Origin of the sequence: Streptomyces sp. DT190 (genome assembly GCF_049846985.1) — a bacterium.
GTDB lineage: Bacteria > Actinomycetota > Actinomycetes > Streptomycetales > Streptomycetaceae > Streptomyces.
Genome location: NZ_JBNCNM010000007.1, coordinates 153934 through 173924, shown reverse-complemented (window position 1 = coordinate 173924; position 19991 = coordinate 153934). Strand labels below are relative to the sequence as shown.

Genomic DNA, 19991 nt, shown 5'->3' with positions numbered 1-19991 from the left:
GGCTGCTCAGCCCGCTCCCGGCCTCAGACGCTCCCCGGCTGCTCCGCCGCTCCCGCCCCTTCCGTCGCACCTGACGCGCCGGTCGTGAGTCACGCATGCCCAGCGTGAGACATCTCTGTCTCATATGGGGTATGTTCGTCTCATGGCTGTCGATCCCGACCACGTGCTGCGCAGCGCCGCTGCCCTGCTGACCCGCAAATCCACCGCGACCATGGACGAGGTCGCCAGGGCCGCCGGGATCAGCCGGGCCACGCTGCACCGGCACTTCGCCGGACGGGACGCCCTGGTCCGCGCGCTGGAATCCCTCGGCATCGCCGAGTGCGAGGCCGCGCTGGAGGCGGCCCGGCTGGACGAGGGCACGGCCGCCGAGGCCGTACGCCGGCTCGTCGGCGCCATCGAGCCGGCCGCCGGGCTGCTCGCCTTCCTCTACACCGAGAACCAGCTGTTCGAGGGCGAGGAGCAGAACGAGGGCTGGGCCCACATCGACGACCGCATCTCCGCCCTGTTCCGGCGCGGCCAGCTCGACGGCGAGTTCCGCATCGACCTCACGCCCGCCTGGCTCACCGAGGCGCTGTACGGCCTGCTGGCCTCCGGCGCCTGGATGGTGCAGAGCGGAAAGGGCGCCCCCAAGGACTTCCCGCACATGATCGTCGAGCTGTTGCTCGGCGGCGCACTCAGAAGAGAGGAACCATGACCAGCACCCTGCAGCCGGCGGACCCGACCGAGGCGGTGAAGCGCCCGGGCCGCTGGCTCGCGCTCGGCGTCCTCGTGCTCGCCGTGCTGCTGGTGGCCGTCGACGCGACCGTCCTCGGTCTCGCGACCCCCTACATCAGCGAGGACCTCAAGCCTTCCGGCACGCAACTGCTGTGGATCGGCGACGTCTACTCGTTCGTCATCGCCGGCCTGCTCGTCTCCATGGGCAGCCTCGGCGACCGCATCGGCCGCAAGCGGATCCTGCTCGTGGGCGCCGCGGCGTTCGGCGCGATATCCGTCCTCAACGCCTACGCCACCTCGCCCGAGATGCTGATCGCCGCCCGGGCGCTGCTCGGCGTCGCCGGCGCCACCCTGATGCCGGCCACCCTCGCCCTGATCCGCAACCTCTTCCACGACCCGCGCGAGCGCAGTCTCGCCGTCGGCATCTGGGGCGCCACCGCCTCCGCCGGCACGGCCGTCGGGCCGATCGTCGGCGGGTTCCTGCTGGAGCACTTCTGGTGGGGTTCGGTCTTCCTGATCAACCTGCCCGTGATGGCCGTCCTGGTCCTCGTCGGCATCCGGCTGCTGCCCGAGTCCCGCACCGCGAACCCGGGCCCCTGGGACCTGGCCAGCGTCCTGCTGTCGCTGGTCGGCATGATCGGCGTCGTCTACGCGGTCAAGGAAGCCGCCACCCACGGCTTCGCCTGGAGCGCCCTGGCCGCCGGTCTGCTCGGCGCGGCGGCCCTGTACGGGTTCGTCCGCCGCCAGCTGCGGCTCCCGGCCCCGCTGCTGGACATGCGGCTGTTCCGCCACCGCGGTTTCAGCGGCGCGGTCCTCGCCGACCTGCTGACCATCCTCGGCCTGTCCGGTCTGGTGTTCTTCCTCTCGCAGTACCTGCAACTCGTGCAGGGCAGGCGCCCGTTCGAGGCGGGGCTGGCCGAACTGCCCGCCGCGATCGGCGCGGTGGCGGCCGGTCTGATGGCGGGGCGTGCGGCCCGCCGCTTCTCGGTGCGTGCCGTGGTCTCCGGCGGGCTCGCCGCGATCGGTCTGGCGCTGGCCGTGCTCACGGTGATCGGCCAGTCGACCGGCTACCCGTTGCTCGGGGCCGCGCTGCTGGTGGTCGGTGTCGGCGCCGGCCTGTCCTTCACGGTGACCGCCGACGTGATCCTCTCCAGCGTGCCCAAGGAACAGGCGGGCTCCGCGTCCGCCGTGTCCGAGACGGCGTACGAACTCGGCGCGGCTCTCGGGATCGCGGTGCTCGGCTCCATCGTGACCGGCGTCTACCGCGACTTCACCGGCCCCGCCGGCACACCGGCCGCCGCCCACGAGTCGCTGGGCGGTGCCGTCGAGGCGGCCGCCGGGATGCCCGCGCACAGCGCCGCCATGATGCTGGACGCCGCCCGGACGGCCTTCGTCGACGGGCTGGCGCTCGCCGCGGGCGTCGGCGCGGCCGTGCTGCTGGCGGCGGCCGTGGCGGCGTGGTTCCTGCTGCGGAGCCAGAAGCTGGAGAGCGGCACGGGCCACGCCTGACCCGCCTGGACGGCGAAACGCCCCTGAGGGCGACCACCCTCAGGGGCGCGGGGAACTGCGCGACAAGCCCACCACGACTCGCGGCCGCCGACGTTCCACGGTCACCCGAACTCGAAGGCGCCCCCAGAAGACCTACGCCGCTTCCTTCGCCTTGCTCGCGTACATGTCCACGTACTCCTGCCCGGACAGCCGCATGACCTCGGTCATCACCGAGTCGGTCACGGCCCGCAGCACGTACCGGTCCCGGTCCATGCCCTCGTAGCGGGAGAACTCCATCGCCTCGCCGAAGCGGACGGTGACCTTGCCCGGCCGGGGCAGGCCCGCCCCGCCGGGCTGCAGCTTGTCCGTGCCGATCATCGCGAACGGCACCACGGGCGCCCCCGTCATCAGGGTCAGGCGGGCGATGCCCGTCCGGCCGCGGTACAGCCGGCCGTCGGGCGACCGGGTGCCCTCGGGGTAGATGCCGAACACCCGCCCCTCCTCCAGCACCCGGCGCCCGGTCATCAGCGCGGCGACCCCGCCCCGGCCCCCGTCACGGTCCACCGGGATCATGCCGACGCCGGTGAAGAACCAGGCCATCAGCCGGCCCTTGAGTCCCTTCCCGGTCACGTACTCGTCCTTGCCGATGAAGAAGACCTGACGGTCGCAGACCAGCGGCAGGATCATCGAGTCGATGAAGGTCAGGTGATTGCCGGCCAGGATGACGGGACCGTCGCCGGGAATGTGCTCCGCGCCCTCCACCTGTGGGCGGAACATCAGGCGCATGATCGGGCCGAGCACTGCCTTGATGAGCGCGAAGCGGGACAACGGACCCTCCGGTGTCAAGGGATTCTCTATGAGTCTGTGCAGGTGAGGACGATACTCGTGGGCCCCGGGATCGCGCACATCGGGCACGGCGACTTCACCGAGGCCTTACGCACTGTTGACGCGTGTTCACCTGCGGTGGCGCGCCGCCGACGGTCCGTCACGCGATCGACATGGTGTGACGCACATCGCCCCGGGCCTGCCGGACGCGTTCCCCGAACCGCCGCGGTCAATCGAGCAGGTCACGACGGGCCGTCAAGTCCCGGGCCCCACCCGCCTCCAGTGACATCCCCAGTCACCCGCGTGTTCCGCCCGCGGTCTCCCGCCGGTCATGTACGCGCCCCTACGATCGGCCCGCACTGGCGAGCCGACGGCAGGAAGGGCACTCATGGGAACGCAGGAGTCGAACGAAATTACGGGTGGGGCCGGACGGCGGGCCCTGCTGGGCGCGGCGGTCCTCGGCGCCGGCGGAGCGGTCCTCGGCATGAGCGGCACGGCCCGGGCCGACGGCGCCCGGCACGGCGGCGGGGGAGTGCGCAGCCTGCCCACGCCGACGATCATCGGCCACCGCGGCGCCAGCGGCTACCGTCCGGAGCACACCCTCGGCTCCTACCAGCTGGCGCTCGACATGGGCGCCGACATCGTCGAGGCGGGCGACCTGGTCCCCACGAAGGACGGTCACCTGGTCTGCCGTCACGAGCCGGAGATCGGCGGCACCACCGACGTCGCCGCCCACCCGGAGTTCGCCGACCGCAGGAAGACCAAGCTGCTCGACGGTGTCTCCACCACCGGCTGGTTCACCGAGGACTTCACCCTCGCCGAGCTGAAGACGCTGCGCGCGGTCGAGCGCATCCCGGCCAACCGCCCGCACAACACCCTCTACGACGGGCGCTGGGAGATCCCCACCTTCGAGGAGGTCCTGCGCTGGCAGGACGAGCAGACCCGCAAGCGCGGCAAGCAGGTGTGGATCTACCCCGAGCTCAAGCACCCCACCTACTTCCGCAAGCAGGGCCTGCCCCTGGAGGAGCGCGTCGCCAAGCTGCTGCGCAAGTACCGCAAGGACCGCCGCACCTCCCCGGTCATCCTGCAGTCGTTCGAGCCGACCAGCGTCGAGCGGCTGAACAAGCTCGTCGACAACCCGCTGGTGGTCCTGCTGTCCTCGGCCGGCTCCCGCCCCTGGGACTTCGTCGAGACCGGCGACCCGCGCACGGTCGCCGACCTGGTCAAGCCGGCCGGTCTCAGGGAGATCGCCTCCTACGCGCAGGGCATCGGACCGACTCTGGACCTGGTCATCCCGCGCGACGCCCAGGGCAACCTCACCCGGCCCACCTCGCTCGTCGCGGACGCCCACAAGGTCGGGCTGATCCTGCACCCCTACACCCTGCGCAACGAGAACCCCTTCCTGCCCGCCGGCTTCCGCAAGGGCACGGACGCGGACGGCTACGGCGACGTCTTCGGCGCGTACCGGACGTACTTCGCGACCGGCATCGACGGCATCTTCACCGACCAGCCCGACACGGGCCTGCTGGCCCGCGAGGAGTTCCGCAACGGCTGAGCGTCAATCCCCACGCCGGCACCCACCGTTCGGGTGAGGTTCGGCCGCCCGGGCAACCCGTCGCCCGGGCGGCCGCGTCGCTCCGCATATGACGCACGACCTGGTCACCGCCCTGGGCCCCCTGCTCACCGCAGAGGCCTCCGCGGAGGCATATGCCGCCGGAACCGAACCCGGCGATCTGGAACAGGCGGTCTGGCTCCGCCTACTGGAGCGCCTCGACGCCGACGGCCCGCCGGTCGACCCCGAGGAATGGCTCCGCCGGGCCGTCCGCTCCGAGGCGCGCCGCAGCCGCCGCCGGAGCCGCCTCGAACGGCCGTACGCCCACGAACCGGTTGACGACGCAGACCGCGACCCCGAGCAGCTCGCCCTCGCCGCGGCCCGCGGCCGGGCCCTGCGCGCGGCCGTACGTCGCCTGCCGGGCCGCTGCCCCCGGCTCATGGAGGCCCTGCTCTCACCGAAGGACCTGACATACCGGGAAATCGCAGGGGAGTTGGGTATCTCACAGGGGAGTCTTGGTCCGGAACGTTCCAGATGTCTGGGATGTCTGCGCAGATTGCTCACACCGGAGGTTGCGGCCCGCTGAGGACGGGGATAGGAGTGGGGGACCACCGGTGATCAGATGAGCGGGAGGCGTGCGCACATGGGCATGAGCGTGATCATCTCTGCGGCGACCGAGCAGGACGCGGAGCAGATCTTCAGGCTGCAGTACCTGTGCTTCCAGACGGAGGCCGCGCTGTACGGGAACTACCGCATCGACCCGCTGGTCCAAACCCTCGACTCGGTCCGCGAGGAGGTCGCCCGGGACTGCGTCTTCGTCGCCCGGCTCGGTGAGGAGGTCGTCGGCTCGGTCCGCGGCTCGGTCACCGAGGACGGCGCCGCCGCGATCGGCAAGCTCTGCGTCCACCCCCGCCTCCAGGGCCACGGCATCGGCGCCCGCCTGCTGCGCGCGGCCGAGGCCGCCCTGGCCGACCAGCACGGCGCGACCCGCTTCCGCCTGCACACGGGCCACCGCAGCGAGGGCAACCTCCGCCTCTACCGCAAGGTCGGCTACGAGACGGTGGGCACGTCCCAGGGCGCGGACGGCGTACCGATGATCGTCCTGGAGAAGCCGGCGAGCACCTACGCGGCGACGGCTTGAGCTACGCCCTGCAGGGGCGCGGGGCTGCGTCCATGTGCGGCTCCGCCGCGTGGGCGCGAGCAACCACGCACGGCCCGCAGCCGCCTGGTCACCTCAGGCGGCATCCCCTTCACGCGCTCGTGAGGTCCGCAGCCAGTAGATGGCTGTCAGCGGCAGGAGCACGGGGATGAAGAGATACCCCATCCCGAAGTCCGACCAGACGGTCGCGTCCGGGAACGCCGACGGCTCGATCAACGTCCACGTCCCCACCGTCAGCACACCCACCAGCTCGGCCGCACAGCACGCCAGCGCGGCCTTCCGTGCCGTCTCCCCGCCCCGCACCAGCGAGTACGTGATGAACCCGTAGACGACACCGGCCACGGCCGACAGCGAGTACGCCAGCGGCGCCCGGTCGAACTCCGTCGCGATCTGATACGCCGAGCGCGACACCGCCCCCACGACCATCACGCCGTACAGCCACACCAGCAGCGTGCCCGGTCCGGAGGCCAGCCGCCGCCGGCTCACCTCAGCCTCCCCAGATGTCATGGAGCCGCACCTCCAGCACCGCCAGCACCACGCCACCCGCGGCGACCGTCACCGAGCCCCACCGGGTCCGCTCGGCCAGCGACATGAACCCCGCCGCGGGCACGCACGCGAACGCCCCCAGCAGATACGCCACGAAGATCGTCGTGCCCTGTTCCGGCTTCTCGCCCTGCGCCAGCAGCACGATCCCGACCACCAGCTGGACCAGCGACAGCAGCGTGACCACGGCCATCCCGATGAAGTGCCAGTCCTTCGTCGGCTGGTCACGGTAGGCCGCCCAGCCGCACCAGGCGGCGAGCAGCAGCGCGGCGACGCCGGTCACCAGCGTCAGGACAGTGAGCATGCAGCGACCTTATTACGGCCGAAAAGGCCCGATGCCTCCGGCCCCGGCCCGCACCGTAGGGTCGAGCACATGAAGATCCGCGCGCACGCCCTGCTGTTCGACAACGACGGAACCCTGGTCTCCTCCCTCGCCTCGGTGGACCGCTGCTGGGCCCGGTGGGCCGCGGAGTACGGCATCACCCCCGAGGAGTTCGCGCGCGTCGAGCTGCACGGCCGGCCGCCGAGATAGCCGCCGACCTGCTGCCCGCCGGGATCGTGCCGGAGGCCGTCGCCCGGATCGAGGACCTGGAGGTCGACGACGTCCCGAACGGCGGGGTGCACCTGCTGCCCGGCACCCGGGCCTTCCTCGACTCCCTGCCCGCCGAGCGCTGGGCCGTCGTCACCTCCGCCACCCGGCGGCTCGCCGAGGCCCGGCTCGGCGCCGTCGGCATCCTGCCCAAGACGCTCGTCGCCGCCGACGACATCATGCGCGGCAAGCCCGATCCCGAGCCCTATCTGCTCGCCGCCCGCACCCTCGGCGTCGACCCCGCCGACTGCGTCGTCTTCGAGGACGCCCCCGCCGGTCTCGCCGCAGGCCGTGCCGCCGGGATGACCACCGTGGCGTTGACCACAACCCACCGGGCCCACGAACTCCGGGCCGACCTGGTCGTGGAGGACCTGTCGGCCCTGTCCGCACTGGTCACGGAGGAGGGCGTGGAGATCTTCCCGCGCGCCTGAGGAGCACACCGCCTGTCCGCCGCTGTCCAGCATCCGGACACCGGCGGCCGGTCAGGACCGTACGCGTGTTTTACTGACCGCATGACCACGACGAGCGACCGCATCCTGGCGACCGAGGCGACCATGACGCCCGGTGCTCGTTGTATGTGTCGAATGTGCGCCTGCTAGAGGGCCCCTGCACCACCCCTGAGCTCGCGCCCCGAAGCGAGACCGCGGCCCGTCCGCGCGCCCTGAGCGCCGCGTGACCCGAGCCGCCCGCGCACATGTTCTCTCCGGTTCCACGCCCCCGCGAGAACCGTGCCGCGTCCCCGAACGAACGCACCCGTGCCCGGGACCACCCACGCCCGCGCACTCGACTGTGACGGAAACCCACGTGATCACCACCACGGACCTCACCAAGGTCTACCGTGCACGCGGCCGCGAGGTCACCGCCCTGGACGGCGTCGACCTGCACGTCCGCGAAGGCGAGGTGTACGGCGTCATCGGCCAGTCCGGCGCCGGCAAGTCCTCGCTCATCCGCTGCGTCAACCTGCTGGAACGCCCCACCTCCGGCACCGTGAGCGTCGACGGCCAGGACCTCACCGCCCTGGCCGGCCGCGGCCCGCGCGCCGGGAAGGAACTGCGCCGGGCGCGCAGCCGCATCGGCATGGTCTTCCAGCACTTCAACCTGCTGTCCTCCCGGACCGTCCAGGACAACGTCGAACTGCCCCTGGAGATCCTGGGCAAGTCCGGCAGGGAGCGCTCCCGCAAGGCCCTGGAACTGCTCGACCTGGTCGGCCTCGCCGACAAGGCGGGGGCCTACCCGGCCCAGCTCTCCGGCGGCCAGAAGCAGCGCGTCGGCATCGCCCGCGCCCTGGCCGGCGACCCCAAGGTGCTGCTCTCCGACGAGGCGACCAGCGCCCTGGACCCGGAGACCACCCGGTCGATCCTGGCGCTGCTGCGCGACCTGAACCGGCAGCTCGGCCTGACCGTGCTGCTCATCACGCACGAGATGGACGTCGTGAAGTCGGTCTGCGACTCGGCGGCGCTCATGGAGAACGGCCGCATCGTCGAGTCGGGCACGGTCAGCGAACTGCTGGCGACCCCCGGCTCGGAACTGGCCGCCGCGCTGTTCCCCCTCGACGGCGAGGCCTCCGGGGCCGACCGCACCGTCGTCGACGTCACCTTCCAGGGCGAGAGCGCCACCCAGCCCGTCATCTCGCAGCTCGCCCGTACCTACAACATCGACATATCGATCCTCGGTGCCGCCATCGACACCGTGGGCGGCCTCCAGGTCGGCCGGATGCGCATCGAACTGCCCGGCCGCTACGAGGACAACGTCGTACCGATCGGCTTCCTGCGCGAACAGGGCCTGCAGATCGACGTCCCGGGCCACGAGACCCCGCTGGTGAAGGAAGGTGCCAAGTGACCTGGTCCGAGATGCAGCCGCTGCTGGAACAGGCGTGTTGGGACACGCTCTACATGGTCGGCTGGTCCACGCTGATCGCCGTCGTCGGCGGACTCCCGCTCGGCATCCTGCTGGTCCTGACCGACCGCGGCGGCCTGCTGCAGAACCTCGCCGCCAACAAGGTCATCGGGCAGGTCGTGAACATCGCGCGCTCGCTGCCGTTCATCATCCTGATGGTCGCGCTGATGTCCTTCACCCGCTGGATCACCGGCACGACCATCGGCCGCGAGGCCGCCATCGTGCCGCTCGCCGTCGGCGCCATCCCGTTCTTCGCGCGGCTGGTCGAGACGGCCGTGCGCGAGGTGGACCACGGGCTCGTCGAGGCCGTGCAGGCGATGGGCGGCAACACCTGGACCATCGTCCGCAAGGTCCTCGTCCCCGAGTCCCTGCCGTCGCTGATCTCCAGCACCACCACCACGGTCGTCGCCCTCATCGGCTACTCGGCCATGGCGGGCACGGTCGGCGCCGGCGGCCTCGGGGACATCGCCATCCGCTACGGCTACCAGCGCTTCGAGACCGGGCTGATGTGGATCACGGTCGCGATCCTCGCCGTCGTCATCTCCCTCATCCAGTTCGCCGGCGACTACGCGGCCCGCTCCCTGCACCGCCGCGGCGCCCACTCCGGGTCCGCCCCGAAACTGCGGCTGCTCAAAGCCGCCTCCTGATCCCCCCGTCCCACCCATGACGGGGTCGCACCCTCGCAAGGCCATAAGGAAAGGCACTTTTCGTGCGTAACACCGCCAAGATCACCACCGCCGTCCTCGCCGCCGGAGCCCTCACCCTCGGGCTCAGCGCCTGCGGCGGCGACAGCTCGTCCTCCTCCACCGACGGACCCCTGATCGTCGCCGCCAGCCCCGTCCCGCACGCCGAGATCCTCACCTACGTGAAGGACAACCTGGCGAAGAAGGAAGGGCTGGACCTCGAGGTCAAGGAGTTCACCGACTACGTCACGCCGAACACGGCGACCCAGGACGGCTCCGTCGGCGCCAACTACTTCCAGAACAAGCCGTACCTCGACGACTTCAACAAGAAGAACGGCACCGACATCGTGCCCGTCGTCACGGTTCACCTGGAGCCGCTCGGCCTCTACTCCCGCACGGTGAAGAAGGCCGACGACCTGAAGAGCGGTGCGACCGTCGCCATCCCCAACGACACCGTCAACGAGGCCCGTGCCCTCAAGCTCCTCGCGGCCAACGGGCTCATCACCCTCAAGGCGGGCGTCGGCAACGAGGCGACCCCCTCCGACATCACCAAGAACCCCAAGAACCTCAAGTTCAAGGAGCTGGAGGCGGCGCAGACCCCGCGCTCCCTCGACGACGTGGACGCCGCCGTCGTCAACGGCAACTACGCCATCGAGTCCGACCTCAAGCCCGCGCAGGACGCCCTCGTCCTGGAGTCGCCGAAGAACAACCCCTACGGCAACTTCCTCGCCGTGAAGAAGGGCAACGAGGACGACCCGCGCGTGAAGAAGCTCGCGAAGCTCCTCACCTCCCCCGAGGTGAAGAAGTTCATCCAGGACAAGTACGCCGGCTCGGTGCTCGCCTCCTTCTGAGCCCCTCCCGGCAGCCGCACGGCACGGGGTCCGCCCTCATCCGGTGGGGGCGGGCCCCGTGGTGCGGATCAGTGCTTTCATGCTGCATGCTGGGCAGTTCAGCAGGTTCCGAAGGTTCCCGAAGGTTACGGAGCGGCGCATGACGAGCACCTTCCCCAACGTCTCCATCAGCACGGAGCGGTTGGTCCTGCGCCCCTTCGAGGAGCCGGACGTCCAGGCCTTCGCCGACATGATGAACGACGAGCTCGTCACCGCCTGGACCTCCGTCCCGCAGCCCTACACCGAGGCCCACGCCCGCTCCTGGATCACCGAACAGGCCCCCGCCGAACGGACCGGGGGCCGCGGCATCGTCTTCGCCGTCACCGAGTTCCTCACCCAGCGCCTGGTCGGCATCATCCACCTCAAGAACACCGACTGGCGCATCCGCTCCAGCGAGATGTCCTACGTCATCGCCCCCTGGGCCCGGGGCGAGGGCTACGCCTCCGAGGCCGCGCTCGTCACCGCCCGCTGGCTCTTCGACGACCAGAAGTTCGAGCGCCTGGAACTGCGCACCGCCGCCGACAACACCGCCTCCCAGCAGGTGGCCCAGAAGATCGGCTGCATCAGCGAGGGCGTCCTGCGCGGCGCCTGGATAGCACGGACCCGCACCGACAGCGGCGAGTGGACCGAGGTGCGCACCGACCTCATCGTCTGGAGCCTGCTCCCCGAGGACCTGGAAGGCGTCGGCGACCAGCTGCCCGGCGGATTCACGTCCTTCGGCGACTGGAACTGACCGGAACCACCCGGCGGACGACGGCGACGACGGCACCGCCGCTTCCCCCGCAACCTCCACCGGGTACCCTCACGGAGCCCGCCCGCGGGCTGCACACCGAAACGACGCACGGACGACCTGCGAAAACCCTGGGAGACTGACGACGATGGCCGACCGGGTCACGGTGATCGGCTGGGACGGTTCGCCGCTGACCGAAGCGGCACGCGGCGCACTGGGCGCCGCGACCCTCGTGGCGGGCGCCGCCCACCACCTGGCACTCCCCGAGGTACCCGCGGGCGCCGAGCGCATCCGCCTCGGCAGCGTCGCCCTCGCCGCCCGCCGCATCGCCGCCCACCGCGGCACGGCCGTCGTGCTCGCCGACGGCGACCCCGGCTTCTTCGGTGTCGTACGCACCCTGCGCGCCCCCGAGTTCGGCCTGGAGGTGGAGGTCGTCCCCGGCGTCTCCTCCGTCGCCACCGCCTTCGCCCGCGCCGGCATGCCCTGGGACGACGCCCAAGTGGTCGTCGCACACCCCCGTACGCTGCGACGCGCCGTGAACGTGTGCCGCGCCCACCCCAAGGTGGCCGTACTCACCTCACCGGGCGCCGGTCCCGCCGAACTCGGCCTGCTCCTCGAAGGAGTCCACCGCTCCTTCGTCATCTGCGAGGAACTGGGCACCGGCCACGAGCGCGTCACCATCGTCACCTCCGACAAGGCCGCCGACCACACCTGGCGCGACCCCAACGTCGTCATCGTCCTCGGCGGCCCCACCCGGCCCGACACGGCGGGGGAGGCCGGCGGCTGGCTCGCCGGGCGCGACCCGTCCGCCGGGCCGCGCGGCTGGTCCCTGCCCGCCGAGGCCTACGGCGGCGACCTCGGTGAGGGCGAGACCCAGCTGCTGCGCGCCTCCCAACTCGCCCGTCTCGGACCCCGCGTCGGCGACCTCGTGTGGGACATCGGCTGCGGCAGCGGCGCCTTCGCCGTCGAGGCCGCCCGCGCCGGCGCCGCCGTCCTCGCCGTCGACAGCGACCGCGCCGCCTGCGCCCGCACCGACGCGACCGCCCGGCGCCTCGGCGTCCAGCTCCAGATCGTGCACGGCACCGCCCCGCACGTCCTGGAGAACCTCCCCGAACCGGACGTCGTCCGCGTCGGCGGCGGGGGAGCGGCCGTCGTCTCGGCCGTCGCCGACCGGCGCCCGCAGCGCATCGTCACGCACGCCGCCACCCGCGACGCCGCCGAACTCATCGGCCGCGACCTGACGGAGCACGGCTACGGCGTCGAGTGCGCCCTGCTGCAGTCCGTCGAACTCGACACCCGGGCCTGGACGGAGAAGGAACGGAGCGTCGCGTTCCTGCTCAGCGGCGTTCTGCCGAAGCGCGGCGCCTGACCCCGCGACCGTCCCCGTGATCGGTTTGTCGTACTGCGCGCGGTAGGCTGGCCGATCGCTGCACCGCACGCGGACATCCGGCAGTTCGTCGGTCAATGTCCGGAAAACCCGCCCGGTTTGGGGTGGGTGTGGTACGGCAGAACCGAAGGACGCGCAACGTGGCGCAGTCCACAGCGGAACCGTCGCGGATCAAGCTGCCGTGAGGGTGCCACGGCCGCAACAATGCCAGTGAATGGCTTTGTCGCCTTTTCCGGGCGGGCGTTCGTGCCGCTGGGGACGCACGCTCGTTCTTCACTGTGGGGCGGTCGGTGCGCCGTTCCGGGTGAGCTGGTCGTAGGAGCACTAACCGATGGGCGAGGGGTACGCATGACCGACACCGGCCAGGTCCCGGGCGAGGGACTGCCGGAGAACGCAGGCATGGTGGAACAGCCGGGCGCCGCGCACGGTTCGTACACCTACCTCTCCGAGCCCCCCGCCGAGGACGAAGACCTCCTGCTGCCGGGCGCCCAGGGCGCCTGGGGCCACGAGGTCGCCCCGCCCGCGCCGGAGCCGGTCCCCGAGACCGCGCACGAGCCGGGCCCGCACGAGCTCTCCGGCCGCGACAGCGGCTCGGTCGACCTCAGCGGCGTCCGCCTGCCGGACCCGCCGCCGATCCCGCCCATCACGCCGCGCCGTCCGCTGCACCTCGGGCCGCCGCTGCCCGACAGCTCCGCCAGCCCGGTCCGCTCCCTGGCCGACCGGGGCCCCGCGGGCGCGCCGGTACGCCAGCCCGTGCCGGCGCCCGGCCCCGAGTACCTCGACGCCCCGCGCACCGCCGAGGCGCCGTCGGCCCCGGCGGCGCCCTGGGCCGCACAGCCCATGGCACAGCCCCAGCCGAGCGCAGGGGCGACACCTGCCGAAACGGTTGTTCCGGCCGCGGGGCCCGTGGGAGCGGCCCAGGCCGTGGTGACGCGGGTGGCGGCCGAGGCGGGTCAGCGGGTTCCGGCGCAGGCGACGGAGCCCGGTGCAGCGGCGTCCGCGCCGGTCGCCGGGGCCGGGCCGGTGGCCGCCGGATCGGTGGCCGAGGCAGGGCCCGACGTTCAGCACGCGGTCGCGGGGCAGGCGGCCGAGGCCGCGCTCGCCGCTTCCGCGCAGGTGGCCGAGGCCCAGCAGGCGGTGACGGGAGAGGTGGCCGAGGCGTGGCCCCCGGTCGCCGCGCAGGCCGCCGAGGCCGGGCAGGCGGTGCCCGGGCACGGTGGCGCCGCGGTTCCCGGCGACCCCGCCGGGCCCGTCGGCCCGGGGGCCGACCAGGCGGCCGCCGCCGAGGCCGGGCAGACCGCGACGGTCCCGGGCGCTCCGGAGCCGGCGGGCCAGGAGGCGGAGCAGGCCGCCGGCCCCGAGGCCGTACCGGGCATGGCGGTCGGGGGCGACCCCGCTGCCGCCGCTCCGGAAGCGGTCCAGGTCGCCGATGCCGGGGCCGCCGCCCCCGTGCAGGATCCGGCCGTGGGCGCCCTCGCGTCGGTCGTCCCCGAGGCGGGCGGGCCGGCCGCTGCCGAGGCCGAGCCGGTGCAGGACCCGGGACTCACCACCGAATCCGCCGCCGCGGCTCAGGTCGCGCCCCAGGCCATCGATGCCGAGACCGCGCAGGACATGCCGGCGCAGGACGTGCCCGCGCAGGACGTGCCGGCGCAGGACCTGCCCGGGGCGGGCGAGCCCGCCCCCGTCGGTCCGGACGCGGCCCAGCCGGTCCCCGCCGAGGCCGCCGCCGCGCCCGCTGCCGGTCAGCTGCCGGATGAGGCCACCGGCGCGGTCGTCGACGGATCGGCCGGGGCCGTGGAGGCGGCGGAACCGGTGACCGGTCTCCCCGAGGCCCCCGTCCAGGGCGTGGCCGCCGGTGCCGAACAGGGCCCGGCGACCGCCCCCGCTCCGGAAGCCGGAGCGGCCCCCGAGGCGGTTCCGTTCCCGGAGGCCGCCACCGGGCCCGAGCAGACCGCCGTGACATCGCCGGAGGCCGTGTCCGAGGCGCCGGCCGACGGTCCCGTACCTGCGGCGCCCGCACCGGACGCCGCAGCACAGACGCCGGATGCCGCCACGCCGGCACCGGATGCCGCCCCGCACGCACCTGACGCAGCACCGCACGCACCGGACGCCGCACCGTCCGCACCGGACGCCGTCAGCCCGGAAGCCGCCGCGCAGCAGCCGGGCGCCGACCTCGCCGCGCAGGCACCGGTCGGCCCCGACACCCCTGCTCACGCCGCAGCACCCTCCGCGGCCCCGGACGTCACCGAGACCGCAGCCGCAGCCCCGACAGCACCGGCAGTACCGGACGCTCCCGAGGCCCCCGCCCCCACCCCGGCCGCCCCTGCCGCCGAAGCCGTCGCACAGGAAGCGATCGCCACCGTCGGCGACCCCGGCGCACAACTCCCGGCGCAGCCCACCCCGCCGGCCGACCCCGAGGCATCAGCACCCCAGCCCGAGATGACAGCTCCTCAGACCCTCACCCCCGAGGCCCCCGGCGACCCGGCAACGGCCCCGGCGGCTCCCGCTGCCGAGGCCCCCGCCGCCCCGGCCCCCACGGAAGCCGCACCGCCCGTCGGCACCCCGGCTCCGGCCCCGGCCGAAACGGTCGAAGCCACCGGCACCCCGGCCCCCGCCGAGGCCCTCGCCGCCCCGGCCCCCGCCGCACCCGCCCCGCAGGCCGCCACGCCGGAGGCCGCCCCCGAGACGACGCCCCCGGCCCCGGCCGAGCCGGCGACCGCACCCCCGCAGGCCCCCGAGCCGGCCTCCCCGGCTCCCACCGCGGAGGCCGCGGCCGCCGCCGCCGAGTCCCCGGCCCCCACCGCCGGAACCCCGGGCGGCCCGGGCGAGGACGTCACCGTCGTCCTGCCCGCCGCCCCCGCGGACGAGCAGGGCGGTCAGCCGGTCCAGGGCCCGCAGCAGTCCCAGCCCGCGCAGCCCGGCGCGGCGGAACCCGTCGCCCTGGTCCCCGCCCCCCGTGACGGCGACGCCGAACTCGCGCAGAACGCCGACGACCTGGACACCCGGGCCGCCGAACAGGAAGACCTGGCGGACCAGGAACGTCTAGAGGGAGAGGGCGCGCCCGCAGTGACAGAGGCACCCGAGTCCACCGGCCCGGCCGCACCGCCCTACGACCCCGCCGAGCGCGAGGCCGTCCTGAAGGTCATGCGCGAACGCCGCGACATCCGCAACGGCTTCCGCAGCGACCCCATCCCGCACGAGGTGCTGCTCCGGGTCCTGGAGGCCGCCCACCACGCGCCCTCCGTCGGCCACTCGCAGCCCTGGGACTTCGTCGTCATCCGCTCCGCCGACACGCGGCGCGCGATGCACGAACTGGCCATGCGCCAGCGCGACGCGTACGCGAAGTCCCTCCCCAAGGGCCGGGCCAAGCAGTTCAAGGAACTGAAGATCGAGGCCATCCTCGACACGCCGGTGAACATCGTCGTCACCGCCGACCCGACCCGCGGCGGCCGCCACACCCTCGGCCGCCACACCCAACCCCAGATGGCCCCGTACTCGGCCGCCCTGGCCGTGGAGAACCTCTGGCTCGCCGCCCGCGCCGAAGGCCTCGGCGTCGGCTGGGTCAGCTTCTTCGACGAGCGCGAGATGGTGCGCGCGCTCGGGCTGCCCGAGCACCTCGAGGTCATCGCCTATCTGTGCGTCGGTTACGTCGACGAGTTCCCGGACGAGCCCGAGCTGCTGCAGGCGGGCTGGTCCAAGCGCCGCCCGCTGTCGTGGGTCGTGCACGAGGAGACGTACGGCCGACGCGCACTGCCCGGAGAGGAACCGCACGACCTGCTCGCCGAGACCGTGGCGCAGATCCGCCCGCTGGACGCCAAGGCGCTCGGCGAGGCGTGGGAGCGCCAGAAGCGCATGACCAAGCCGGCCGGTGCCCTGGGCATGCTGGAGATCATCTCCGCCCAGCTGTCCGGCCTGTCCCGCCAGTGCCCGCCGCCCATCCCGGAGCCCGCGGCCGTCGCGATCTTCGCCGGCGACCACGGCGTCCACGCCCAGGGGGTGACCCCCTGGCCGCAGGAGGTCACGGCCCAGATGGTGGCCAACTTCCTCGGCGGCGGCGCCGTCTGCAACGCCTTCGCCACCCAGGTGGGCGCCGAGGTGTGCATCGTCGACGTCGGTGTCGCCGCCGACCTGCCGGCCACGCCGGGCCTGCTGCCCCGCAAGATCCGGGGTGGCACGTCCGACATGACGACCGGCCCGGCGATGACCCGCGAGGAGGCCAAGCAGGCCATCGAGGTGGGCATCGAGACGGCCCGCGACCTGGTCGCGGCCGGCAACAAGGCCCTGCTCACGGGCGAGATGGGCATCGGGAACACCACCGCCTCCGCCGCCCTGATCTCCGTCTTCACGGGCGCGGACCCGGCCGAGGTCACGGGCCGGGGCACCGGCATCAACGACGAGACCCTCGCCCGCAAGACCGAGGTCGTCCGCCGCGCCCTCGAACTGCACCAGCCGGACCCGGCCGACCCGGTCGGCGTGCTCGCGGCGATCGGCGGCTTCGAGCACGCCGCCATCGTCGGCCTGCTCCTCGGCGGGGCGTCCCTGCGCACCCCGGTGATCCTCGACGGCGTCAGCGCCGGCGCCGCCGCCCTGGTCGCCCGCGCCATCGCCCCGGAGGTCCTGGCCGCGTGCATCGCGGGTCACCGCAGCGCCGAGCCGGGCCATGTGGCGGCCCTGAACAAGCTGGGCCTGCGTCCCCTGGTCGACCTCGACCTGCGCCTCGGCGAGGGCACTGGTGCCCTGCTGGCGCTGCCCCTGGTGCAGAGCACGGCCCGGGCCATGCACGAGGTGGCGACGTTCGACTCGGCGGGCGTGACCGAGAAGTAGGGCTCCCGGAGCCCCCGCTGATCCGTGCCCATCCGTTCCGCGCGGCGGAGCGGGTGGGCACGGACCGTGTCCGGCACCCGGCCGTCGTGCCCAGCCACTGGACCACCCGAGCCGCCCTTCCGCCTGCCCATTAAAATCCGCACGTCAGGGCTACCGCACCGCCGTCAACAGGAGCCGCACCCTCATGGCCGAACACCCCGCCTACCCCGTAGGCCTCCGCCTCACCGGCCGCCGCGTGGTCGTCCTCGGCGGCGGCCAGGTCGCCCAGCGCCGCCTCCCGGCGCTCGTCGCCGCCGGCGCGGACGTCCTCCTGGTGTCCCCGGAGGCCACCCCCTCGGTCGAGGCGATGGCGGACGCCGGCGAGATCACCTGGCAGCGGCGCCGGTACGAGGAGGGGGACCTCGCGGACGCCTGGTACGCCCTGATCGCCACCAGTGACGCGGAGGCCAACACCCGGGCCTCGGCGGAAGCGGAACGCCACCGCGTGTGGTGCGTCCGTTCCGACGACGCCGACCAGGCCACCGCCTGGACCCCGGCGACCGGCCACAGCGAGGGCGTCACGGTCGCCGTCCTCACCACCGACGCCCGCGGCCGCGACCCCCGCCACACCGCCGCCATCCGCGACGCCGTCGTCGAGGGCCTGCGCGACGGCACGCTGGTCGCCCCGCACCACCGCACCCGCACGCCCGGAGTCGCCCTGGTCGGCGGCGGCCCCGGCGACCCGGACCTGATCACCGTGCGCGGCCGCCGCCTGCTCGGCGAGGCCGACGTGGTCATCACCGACCACCTCGGCCCGCGCGACCTGCTCGCCGAGCTCTCCCCGAACGTCGAGGTCATCGACGCGGCCAAGCTCCCCTACGGCAGGTTCATGGCCCAGGAGGCCATCAACGAGGCCCTGATCGAGTACGCCAAGCAGGGCAAGTCCGTCGTACGGCTGAAGGGCGGGGACCCCTTCGTCTACGGGCGCGGCATGGAGGAGGTGCAGGCGCTGGCCGAGGCCGGCATCCCGTGCACGGTCGTGCCCGGCATCTCCAGCTCCATCTCGGTGCCCGGCGCCGCCGGCATCCCGGTCACCCACCGGGGCGTCGCCCACGAGTTCACCGTCGTCAGCGGCCACATCGCCCCCGACGACGAGCGCTCCCTGGTCGACTGGCCGTCCCTGGCCAAGCTGACGGGCACCCTGGTGATCCTCATGGGCGTCGGCACGATCGGGAAGGTCGCCGAGACGCTCATCGCCCACGGCAAGTCCCCGGACGCGCCCGTCGCCCTGATCCAGGAGGGCACCACGGCCGGCCAGCGCCGTGTCGACGCCACCCTGGCGACCGTCGGGGAGACGGTGCGGACCGAGGACGTGAAGCCCCCGGCGGTCATCGTCATCGGCGATGTCGTCAAGGTCGGCCCGGCACCCGGCGCACCCCGGAAGTAACCCCGGGTAACACAACCCGTACCCAGCCGTTGGCACCGCACCCAGGACAAGGCAGTATCACCCTGTGGCCGATCTCATCACCGTCGAGGACCCCGACGACCCTCGCCTGCGCGACTACACCGGCCTGACCGACGTGGAGTTGCGCCGCAAGCGCGAACCCGCCGAGGGCCTGTTCATCGCCGAGGGCGAGAAGGTCATCCGCCGGGCAAGGGAGGCGGGCTACGAAATGCGGTCCATGCTGCTCTCGGCGAAGTGGGTCGACGTCATGCGCGACGTCATCGACGAACTCCCCGCCCCCGTCTACGCCGTCAGCCCGGAACTGGCCGAGCGGGTCACCGGATACCACGTGCACCGCGGCGCCCTCGCCTCCATGCAGCGCAAGCCCCTGCCCACGGCGGCCGACCTGCTGGGGACCACCCGCCGCGTCGTCGTCATGGAGTCGGTCAACGACCACACCAACATCGGTGCGATCTTCCGCTCCGCCGCCGCCCTCGGCATGGACGCGGTCCTGCTCTCCCCGGACTGCGCCGACCCCCTGTACCGCCGCAGCGTGAAGGTCTCCATGGGCGCGGTGTTCTCCGTGCCGTACGCCCGCCTCGACACCTGGCCCAAGGGCCTGGAGTCGGTCCGCGAGGCGGGGTTCACGCTCCTCGCCCTCACCCCCGACGAGAAGGCCCGGTCCCTCGACGAGGCCGCCCCGCACACCATGGACCGGGTGGCCCTCATGCTCGGCGCCGAGGGCGACGGCCTGTCCACACAGGCCCTGGTCGCCGCCGACGAATGGGTCCGCATCCCCATGTCCCACGGGGTGGACTCCCTCAACGTGGGTGCGGCGGCCGCCGTCGCCTTCTACGCGGTGGCCACCGGCCGCCCCCGGGTGTAGAGCCCGCCCATGGAGCAGCGCGAGGCCGTCGTCGCCGTACTCCTGCGCGGTGGGCGCCTGCTCGCGATCCGGCGCGGCCCGGGCGTCGCCCGCCCCGGCTACTGGCAGCCGCTCAGCGGCAAGGTCGAACCGGGCGAGACCCAGGAGCAGGCGGTCGTCCGGGAGGTCCGCGAGGAGGTCGGCCTCACCGTCGTACCCCTGCGGAAGGTCTGGGAGTCGGAGACCGACGACCTCCGCTTCCGCCTCCACTGGTGGACCGCCCGGGCGGACACGGGAGAGGTCGTGCCCGACCCGGTCGAGGTCGCCGACACCCGCTGGGTCACCCCGGAGGAGTTCCTGGCCCTGGACCCGGTCTTCGACGGCGACCGCGCGTTCTTCGAGCGGATCATGCCGCGTCTGTGA

General features: G+C 73.2%; 17 protein-coding genes and 1 pseudogene. 15 read left to right on the top strand and 3 right to left on the bottom strand.

Annotated features, from left to right (window positions below):
• Nucleotides 1-142: 142 nt before the first annotated feature.
• The gene (locus tag ACPXCS_RS15410) at nucleotides 143-694 is read left to right on the top strand and encodes a TetR/AcrR family transcriptional regulator (RefSeq protein WP_425949750.1); all 552 of its coding nucleotides are present in this window, start codon (nucleotides 143-145) and stop codon (nucleotides 692-694) included.
• Nucleotides 691-2223, top strand: a complete 1533-nt coding sequence (locus ACPXCS_RS15405; RefSeq protein WP_425949748.1) for an MFS transporter — start codon at nucleotides 691-693, stop codon at nucleotides 2221-2223. The genes ACPXCS_RS15410 and ACPXCS_RS15405 overlap by 4 nt, the downstream gene beginning before the upstream one ends.
• Nucleotides 2224-2355: 132 nt before the next feature.
• On the opposite strand, the gene ACPXCS_RS15400 is transcribed toward ACPXCS_RS15405, so the two are convergent.
• Complete coding sequence (locus ACPXCS_RS15400; protein WP_384157567.1) at nucleotides 2356-3030, bottom strand: lysophospholipid acyltransferase family protein; 675 nt, start codon at nucleotides 3028-3030, stop codon at nucleotides 2356-2358.
• 385 nt (nucleotides 3031-3415) lie between these two features.
• Between ACPXCS_RS15400 and ACPXCS_RS15395 the strand changes: the two genes are divergently transcribed.
• From ACPXCS_RS15395 to ACPXCS_RS15385, 3 genes are all read left to right on the top strand, one after another.
• Nucleotides 3416-4582 carry a glycerophosphodiester phosphodiesterase gene (locus ACPXCS_RS15395; RefSeq protein WP_425949746.1) on the top strand — a complete coding sequence of 389 codons (1167 nt, stop codon included), beginning with the start codon at nucleotides 3416-3418 and terminating at the stop codon, nucleotides 4580-4582.
• An 88-nt stretch (nucleotides 4583-4670) separates the two neighbouring features.
• Entirely contained in the window at nucleotides 4671-5165 is a 495-nt protein-coding gene (locus ACPXCS_RS15390) for a sigma-70 family RNA polymerase sigma factor (protein ID WP_425949745.1), read from the top strand.
• A gap of 57 nt (nucleotides 5166-5222) precedes the next feature.
• Entirely contained in the window at nucleotides 5223-5720 is a 498-nt protein-coding gene (locus ACPXCS_RS15385; RefSeq protein WP_425949938.1) for a GNAT family N-acetyltransferase, read from the top strand.
• Nucleotides 5721-5813: 93 nt separating this feature from the next.
• Here the strand turns inward: ACPXCS_RS15385 and ACPXCS_RS15380 are convergent, their stop codons facing one another.
• A complete protein-coding gene (locus tag ACPXCS_RS15380) occupies nucleotides 5814-6245 on the bottom strand; it encodes a hypothetical protein (protein WP_425949743.1) in 432 nt (143 codons plus the stop codon).
• Nucleotides 6226-6585: a hypothetical protein gene (locus tag ACPXCS_RS15375; RefSeq protein ID WP_425949741.1), complete on the bottom strand. Its 360-nt coding sequence runs from the start codon at nucleotides 6583-6585 to the stop codon at nucleotides 6226-6228. The genes ACPXCS_RS15380 and ACPXCS_RS15375 overlap by 20 nt, the downstream gene beginning before the upstream one ends.
• Nucleotides 6586-6654: 69 nt before the next feature.
• Between ACPXCS_RS15375 and ACPXCS_RS15370 the strand changes: the two are divergent.
• The 10 genes and pseudogenes from ACPXCS_RS15370 (at nucleotide 6655) to ACPXCS_RS15325 (ending at nucleotide 19991) form a co-directional block, all read left to right on the top strand.
• Nucleotides 6655-7301 (top strand): annotated as a pseudogene (locus tag ACPXCS_RS15370) (HAD-IA family hydrolase).
• Between the two features lie 373 nt (nucleotides 7302-7674).
• Nucleotides 7675-8709 carry a methionine ABC transporter ATP-binding protein gene (locus ACPXCS_RS15365; RefSeq protein ID WP_425949740.1) on the top strand — a complete coding sequence of 345 codons (1035 nt, stop codon included), beginning with the start codon at nucleotides 7675-7677 and terminating at the stop codon, nucleotides 8707-8709.
• Nucleotides 8706-9413 (top strand): methionine ABC transporter permease, encoded by a 708-nt coding sequence (locus tag ACPXCS_RS15360; protein WP_425949739.1) that lies wholly within the window; start codon nucleotides 8706-8708, stop codon nucleotides 9411-9413. The genes ACPXCS_RS15365 and ACPXCS_RS15360 overlap by 4 nt, the downstream gene beginning before the upstream one ends.
• A gap of 62 nt (nucleotides 9414-9475) precedes the next feature.
• Nucleotides 9476-10300 carry a MetQ/NlpA family ABC transporter substrate-binding protein gene (locus tag ACPXCS_RS15355; RefSeq protein WP_425949738.1) on the top strand — a complete coding sequence of 275 codons (825 nt, stop codon included), beginning with the start codon at nucleotides 9476-9478 and terminating at the stop codon, nucleotides 10298-10300.
• A gap of 139 nt (nucleotides 10301-10439) precedes the next feature.
• Nucleotides 10440-11072: a GNAT family N-acetyltransferase gene (locus ACPXCS_RS15350; RefSeq protein WP_425949736.1), complete on the top strand. Its 633-nt coding sequence runs from the start codon at nucleotides 10440-10442 to the stop codon at nucleotides 11070-11072.
• A 145-nt stretch (nucleotides 11073-11217) separates the two neighbouring features.
• A complete protein-coding gene (cbiE, locus tag ACPXCS_RS15345; RefSeq protein ID WP_425949734.1) occupies nucleotides 11218-12438 on the top strand; it encodes a precorrin-6y C5,15-methyltransferase (decarboxylating) subunit CbiE in 1221 nt (406 codons plus the stop codon).
• A 366-nt stretch (nucleotides 12439-12804) separates the two neighbouring features.
• Nucleotides 12805-17280 carry a nicotinate-nucleotide--dimethylbenzimidazole phosphoribosyltransferase gene (gene cobT / locus ACPXCS_RS15340; protein WP_425949733.1) on the top strand — a complete coding sequence of 1492 codons (4476 nt, stop codon included), beginning with the start codon at nucleotides 12805-12807 and terminating at the stop codon, nucleotides 17278-17280.
• Nucleotides 17281-17464: 184 nt separating this feature from the next.
• Nucleotides 17465-18706 (top strand): uroporphyrinogen-III C-methyltransferase, encoded by a 1242-nt coding sequence (gene cobA, locus ACPXCS_RS15335; RefSeq protein WP_425949731.1) that lies wholly within the window; start codon nucleotides 17465-17467, stop codon nucleotides 18704-18706.
• Between the two features lie 64 nt (nucleotides 18707-18770).
• The gene (locus ACPXCS_RS15330) at nucleotides 18771-19589 is read left to right on the top strand and encodes a TrmH family RNA methyltransferase (RefSeq protein WP_425970974.1); all 819 of its coding nucleotides are present in this window, start codon (nucleotides 18771-18773) and stop codon (nucleotides 19587-19589) included.
• Nucleotides 19590-19598: 9 nt separating this feature from the next.
• Nucleotides 19599-19991 carry an NUDIX domain-containing protein gene (locus ACPXCS_RS15325; protein WP_425949729.1) on the top strand — a complete coding sequence of 131 codons (393 nt, stop codon included), beginning with the start codon at nucleotides 19599-19601 and terminating at the stop codon, nucleotides 19989-19991.